We start from the raw sequence: 5,942 nt of genomic DNA on the forward strand, positions 1-5,942 counted from the left end.
GCCGCGGACCTCGTCGTCCTCTACAAGATCGACGAGTTCCCGAAGGGCATCGTCCACATGGTCGAGGTTCTGGAGCGCGCCGCCGAACTGACCGCCGAGGCCATGCCCCGGCTGCGGTCGATGAAGGAGCTCAACGAGTACTGGATCGAGATCAACCGGCTGGAGAACCAGGGCGACCAGGTCTACCGCAAGCTGCTGGCCCAGCTGTTCAGCGGTGAGTACGACACCCTGACCGTGCTGAAGCTCAAGCAGATCATCGACCGGCTGGAGGACGCCGCCGACGCCTTCGAGCATGTGGCGAACACGGTCGAGACCATCGCGGTCAAGGAATCATGAGCGCTGCCGAGGACCCCGGCGCCACCCTCACCCGAGAGTCCCCGGCCAACGCCGAGACGCTGGGGGAGCAGGCGACCCGCCGGGTATCCGGACGCGCCTGGCTGCTCCTGCTGGCGGGCGTGCTGGTCGTCATGATCGCGGGCGCGCTGGGCCTTCGCTCGGGCGCGCAGACGGCGGTGCTGATCCTCGTCGTCGTGGTGGCCCTGGTGTTCGACTACACCAACGGGTTCCACGACGCGGCCAACGCGATCGCCACGGCGGTCTCGACCCGGGCGCTCACCCCGCGGGTGGCGCTCGGCATGGCCGCCGCGATGAACATGATCGGTGCCCTGCTCGGCGTCGGCGTCGCCAAGACGATCAGCGAGGTGATCACGCCGCCGACCGGCCTGCACGGCCTCACCGTCGTCGCAGCGGGGGTACTGGGCGCGATCACCTGGAATCTGATCACCTGGTACTTCGGGCTGCCGTCGTCGTCCTCGCACGCGCTGATCGGCGGGGTCGTCGGCGCCGGGCTGGCCTCGCTGTCGGAGGTCAACTGGTCCAGCGTCATCGACAAGGTCGCGGTGCCGATGGTGCTGTCCCCGGTGGTCGGGTTCTGTCTCGCCTACCTGGTCATGGTCGCGATCCTGTGGATCTTCCGGCGGTCCAACCCGAGCAGGGTCGGCCGCCGGTTCCGCATCGCGCAGACGATGTCCGCGGCGTCCCTCGCGCTCGGCCACGGGCTGCAGGACGCCCAGAAGACGATGGGCATCATCGTCCTCGCGCTGGTCACGACCGGGCACTCGGACGGCAAGTCCGTGCCCTGGTGGGTGATCATCGCGTGTGCGGGCGCGCTGTCGGCCGGGACCTACGCGGGCGGCTGGCGCATCATGCGCACGCTGGGCCGCAAGGTGATCGAGGTCGATCCGCCGAAGGGGTTCGCCGCCGAAGCGACCGCCTCCGTCGTCCTGTACGCGACCGCCTTCATCTGGCACGCTCCAATCTCCACCACCCACACGATCACCTCGGCGATCATGGGGTCGGGCGCCACCAAGCGGCTCTCCGCGGTCCGCTGGGGCGTCGCCGGCAACATCCTCGTCGCGTGGGTGCTGACGATGCCCGCCGCCGCGGCGGTCGCGGCGATCGTCTACTACGTCGTCCACTTCTTCGGCGCGTGATCCCGGGGCCCTCGCCCCTGGTCGAACGCCGGACCCGGCATGCGCGCGGCCCGTGCGCCCGGACGCCCTGAGGCGTCCCGGGCACACGGGCCGCGCCCGTGCTCACCGGCCCGGGATCGTGCTCACTTGCCCGAGATGCGGTTCAGCGCGGGCGGGGAGACCGTCCCCTGCGCGGTGAAGTAGGCGACGAACGCGTCCAGGTCGATGGGGCCGAGGACCTGGTCCTTGCCCTGGGTGAAGACGGAGAAGCCGTCACCGCCGCCCAGGAGGAAGTTGTTCGCCGCGACCTTGTAGACGGCGGCGGGGTCGACCGGGGTCCCGTCGATGGTGATCGCCGAGACGCGGTCGCCGACGGGCCCGGCGCGGTCGATGGCGAAGTGCAGGTTCGCCGACGGCTGGAGGATCTTCTCGCCCGCCGACGTCCACTGCTGTTCCAGCAGGGCGTCGATCTGCGCGCCGGTCAGCGACGTCACGCCCATCACGTTGCTGAACGGCTGCACGGCGAACGCCTCGCCGTAGGTGACGATCCCGTCCTCACTCTCCGAGCCGCTCTTGTTGTAGACGAGGTCGGTGCGCACGCCGCCCGGGTTCATCAGCGCGACCTGGGCGCCGAGGTCCCTGGTCCCGGCGAGCTGGCCGTCGGCGATGACGTCGCCGAGAGCGGTCTCGCCCGCGGCGGACGGGGCGCGGGTCAGATCAGCGGTGATCTTGCCGATGGGCTTGTCGGCGATCGTGGAGACCCGGTCCTTCCAGGTCTGCACGAACGTCTGCGTCGCCGGGTCCGGCGGGACGTCCCGCGTGACGACGTGGTTGTCGGCCCTGACCGAGGACCGCACGATGTCGCCGGTCCGCCGGTTCACCTTGAGGTTCACCTCGGTGATGACGCGGCCGAAGGACGAGCCGGAGGAGAACAGCCGCGGGTTGCCCGCCGGGTCCTGGACCGAGCAGAGGTACTGCTGGTGGGTGTGCCCCGACAGCACCATGTCGATCTCCGGGTCGGCCTGCTGCGCGATGCGCGTCCCGGCGCCCGGCACGACGCCGCACTCGTCCGGCCGCTCGCCCGACTTGACCTGGTCGCCCTCGTGCACGAGCACGACCATCGCGCGGACGTGGCGGCGCTTCAGCTCGCGCGCGGCCCGGTTCGCGGCGTCCACCTCGTCCTGGAACTTCAGGTCCTTGATGCCCTCGGCCGTGACGATGCTCGGGGTGGTCTTGGTGACGAGGCCGATGAAGCCGATCCGGACGCCGTTGACGCGGCGGATCGTCCAGGGCTTGACGGCGGGCCGGTCGTTCTTCCTCAGCAGGACGTTGGCGCCGAGGTAGTCGAACTTCGCGCCGCGCCACCGTCCCGCCGGGGAGCAGCCGTCGACGGGGTGGCAGCCGCCGTTCTGGATGCGCAGCAGCTCCTGGTAGCCCTCGTCGAACTCGTGGTTGCCGACCGCCGACGCGGTGACGCCGGCGTCGCCGAGGAACTGCACGGACGGTTCGTCGTGGTAGGCGGCCGAGATCAGGGGCGAGGCGCCGATCAGGTCGCCCTGCGCGACGGTGAGGGTGTCGCGGTCGCGCAGCCGCTTGAGGTGGGCGGCGACGTAGGCGGCGCCGCCCGCGGGCACGGCGTTGCCGTTCTCGTCGATGGCCGTCCCGGAGCTGCCGGACGGGGGTTCGAGGTTGCCGTGGAAGTCGTTCAGCGCGAGCAGCCGCACGGACGCGGTGGGCGCGGGGCGCGCGGCGGCGGGTTGCGCGGCCACGCCCACGACCGTCACCCCCGCCGCGGCGCAGGCCAGGAAGGCGCGTCGTCGAATCATTCTGAGGACGCTAGGTTCGCTCGGCATACGGTTCCCGGCGGCCCGATGACGTTTTCATGACGAATCGATCAGGAGCTGAGTCGATCATGGGGGAGGCGGATCGGGCGTCCGTGTGGCGGCGGGCGGCGTCGGCATAGGGTGTGGACCGTGAGTGAGCTGCGGGCGCGCGGGACGCTGGGGGACGACGAGGTGGCCGGGGCGCTGGAGTCGGCCAGGGCCGCGACCGAGGCCGACGGGGTGGGGCCGCTGTCGGAGCACGCTCTGCTGGCCCTGCGGGGCGGCCGGTCCGGGCTCGCGGTGACCGACGGCGGGACCGTCGTCGCCTACGCCCACTTCGATCCGGCGTCCGGGGAGGAACCCGCGGCGGGGGAGCTGGTCGTCCATCCGGAGCACCGGCGCCGGGGGTACGGGCGGGCGCTGCTGCGCGCGCTGAAGAGCGAGGCCGGAGGGCCGCTGCGGGTGTGGGCGCACGGTGATCTCCCGGCCGCCGCCGCGCTCGCGTCCGCCGAGGGGATGGGGCGGGCCCGCGCGCTGTTCCAGATGCGGCGCCCGGCGGCCGATCCGCTGCCGGAGGCGCGCGTCGCCGAGGGCGTGACGATCCGCGCCTTCGAGCCGGGGCGGGACGAGGGCGCCTGGCTGGAGGTGAACGCCCGCGCGTTCGCCGACCACCCGGAGCAGGGCGCCTGGACGATGGACGACGTCCGCGAGCGCGAGGCCGAGGACTGGTTCGACCCGGGCGGCTTCTTCCTCGCCGAGCGGGACGGCCGGCTCGCCGGCTTCCACTGGACGAAGGTGCACCCGGGCGGCGTCGGCGAGGTCTACGTCGTGGGCGTCGACCCGTCCGCGCAGGGCCTCGGGCTCGGCCGCACGCTCACCCTGCGGGGCCTGCACCACCTGCGCGACATCGGCATGGACCAGATCATGCTTTACGTGGACGAGTCGAACACCGCGGCCGTCCGCCTGTACGAGTCCCTGGGCTTCACCCGCCACGCCGTTGACGTCATGTACGCCGCCACCGCGTAGCGCCCGTCACCGTCTGGCGCCCGCCACCGCGTAGCGGTTCGGGCGCCGGATGAGGCCCGTTCCCGGGGCGCTCCGCGGGGGTGCCCGGCCCGCCTCGTGAACGCCCGCGACCTCGGGAAATCCGTGGTTCCCCGGATGCCGGTCGGCCAACCCTCCCCGGGGGCGTCTCGACCGGGATTTTGGGGCGATGAGCTGCGATGTTAACCCGGTGTCCACGGCAAATCGGGGCATTCTTCGCAACTGTGCTCGTCTGCGTTCATTTGCCGTTCACCTGGATCGGGGCGGCTGGTCACCTCGCCTGCCTAGCGTCGCACTCGACGGCGAACCCGTCGTCCGGTCGACATGGGCCGGGGCGGCTCGGGGGACCCGCCCGACGAAACTCAAGGAGACCCTCCGGTGAAGAACGGTTCCCGACTCGCTGCTCTGGGCGGTGTGGTCGTAGCGGGGGCGCTGGCCCTCTCCGCCTGCGGGAGCGACAACAACACGACGGCGAGTTCGAGCGCCGCGCCGTCCGGCGACATCGACTGCGCGAAGGCCAGCGTCAACGCCGCCGGGTCGAGCGCGCAGAAGAACGCGATGGAGGAGTGGACGAAGCTCTACTCGTCCAAGTGCGCGGGCGCCAACCTGAACTACAACCCGAGCGGCTCGGGTGCGGGCATCCAGGCGTTCACGAGCGGTCAGGTGGCCTTCGCCGGCTCCGACTCGTCCCTCAAGCCCGAAGAGGCCGCCGCCGCGCAGAAGCGCTGCCAGGGGAGCAACGCGCTGAACCTGCCGATGGTCGTCGGCCCGATCGCGGTCGTGTACAACGTGCAGGGCGTGGACGGCCTCAAGGTCTCGCCCGAGACGCTCGCGAGCATTTTCTCCGGCAAGATCAAGACCTGGAACGATCCGGCGATCGCCAAGGAGAACGACGGCGCCAAGCTGCCGTCGCAGCCGATCAAGCCGATCTACCGGTCGGACGAGTCCGGCACCACCGAGAACTTCACGAACTACCTGCACACCACCGCGCCGAAGACCTGGACGTGGGAGAAGGCCAAGAAGTGGCCGAACTCCACCGGCCAGGGCGCGCCGAAGTCCGACGGCGTCACCAGCCAGGTGAAGAGCACCGCGGGCGCGATCTCCTACGTGGAGATGTCGTACGCGGAGAACAACAAGCTGCAGACCGCGCACGTCAAGAACGGCGCGGGCGAGTTCGCCGAGCTGTCGCCCGACAGCGCCTCCAAGGCCGTCGCCGGCGCGCAGGTCACCGGCACCGGCAACGACGTCGCGCTGAAGATCGACTACGCGACCAAGGAGCCGGGCGCCTACCCGATCGTCCTGGTCACCTACGAGATCGCGTGCGAGAAGGGGCTGCCCTCCGAGCAGGGCAAGTTCGTCAAGTCCTTCCTCACCTACACCTCCAGCGCGGACGGCCAGAAGATCCTGACCGACAAGGGCTACGCGCCGCTCCCCCAGAGCGTGCTGACCAAGGTCCAGGCGTCCGTCAAGGCCCTGTCCTGACAGCAGAAGACGGGAACCGCAGCCCCGCGAGGCCGAAAGCCAGGCCCCACAGCAGCAGGTACTCGATGGCCCAGTGCGCGATCGCGCGGGGTGAGACCCGGTGTTCGGGCGGCCTCAGACG

General features: G+C 71.0%; 5 protein-coding genes. 4 read left to right on the forward strand and 1 reads right to left on the reverse strand.

Annotated features, from left to right (window positions below; translation table 11 throughout):
- Together AB0C69_RS36565 and AB0C69_RS36570 are read left to right on the forward strand one after the other, a co-directional pair.
- On the forward strand, positions 1–336 hold a 336-nt coding region (locus tag AB0C69_RS36565; protein ID WP_360360117.1), incomplete at its 5' end, for a DUF47 family protein.
- Entirely contained in the window at positions 333–1,493 is a 1,161-nt protein-coding gene (locus tag AB0C69_RS36570) for an inorganic phosphate transporter (protein ID WP_345172761.1), read from the forward strand. The genes AB0C69_RS36565 and AB0C69_RS36570, both read left to right, overlap by 4 nt.
- Before the next feature lie 122 nt (positions 1,494–1,615).
- Here AB0C69_RS36570 and AB0C69_RS36575 read toward each other — a convergent pair whose 3' ends face one another.
- On the reverse strand, positions 1,616–3,298 hold the full coding sequence (locus AB0C69_RS36575) for a bifunctional metallophosphatase/5'-nucleotidase (protein ID WP_360360119.1): 1,683 nt from the start codon (positions 3,296–3,298) through the stop codon (positions 1,616–1,618).
- A gap of 156 nt (positions 3,299–3,454) precedes the next feature.
- Between AB0C69_RS36575 and mshD the strand changes: the two genes are divergently transcribed.
- Both mshD and pstS read left to right on the forward strand, forming a co-directional pair.
- Positions 3,455–4,321: a mycothiol synthase gene (gene mshD, locus AB0C69_RS36580; protein ID WP_360360122.1), complete on the forward strand. Its 867-nt coding sequence runs from the start codon at positions 3,455–3,457 to the stop codon at positions 4,319–4,321.
- Between the two features lie 396 nt (positions 4,322–4,717).
- Positions 4,718–5,821, forward strand: a complete 1,104-nt coding sequence (gene pstS / locus AB0C69_RS36585; protein WP_345172765.1) for a phosphate ABC transporter substrate-binding protein PstS — start codon at positions 4,718–4,720, stop codon at positions 5,819–5,821.
- Positions 5,822–5,942 lie beyond the last annotated feature (121 nt).

Source organism: Actinomadura sp. NPDC048032 (assembly GCF_040653175.1).
Taxonomy (GTDB): Bacteria; Actinomycetota; Actinomycetes; order Streptosporangiales; family Streptosporangiaceae; genus Spirillospora; species Spirillospora verrucosospora.

Bases quoted from the DNA above. Each gene is read 5' to 3' on its own strand.
- AB0C69_RS36570 (WP_345172761.1), top strand. From the start codon at position 333: ATGAGCGCTGCCGAGGACCCCGGCGCCACCCTCACCCGAGAGTCCCCG.
- AB0C69_RS36575 (WP_360360119.1), bottom strand. From the start codon at position 3,298: ATGATTCGACGACGCGCCTTCCTGGCCTGCGCCGCGGCGGGGGTGACG.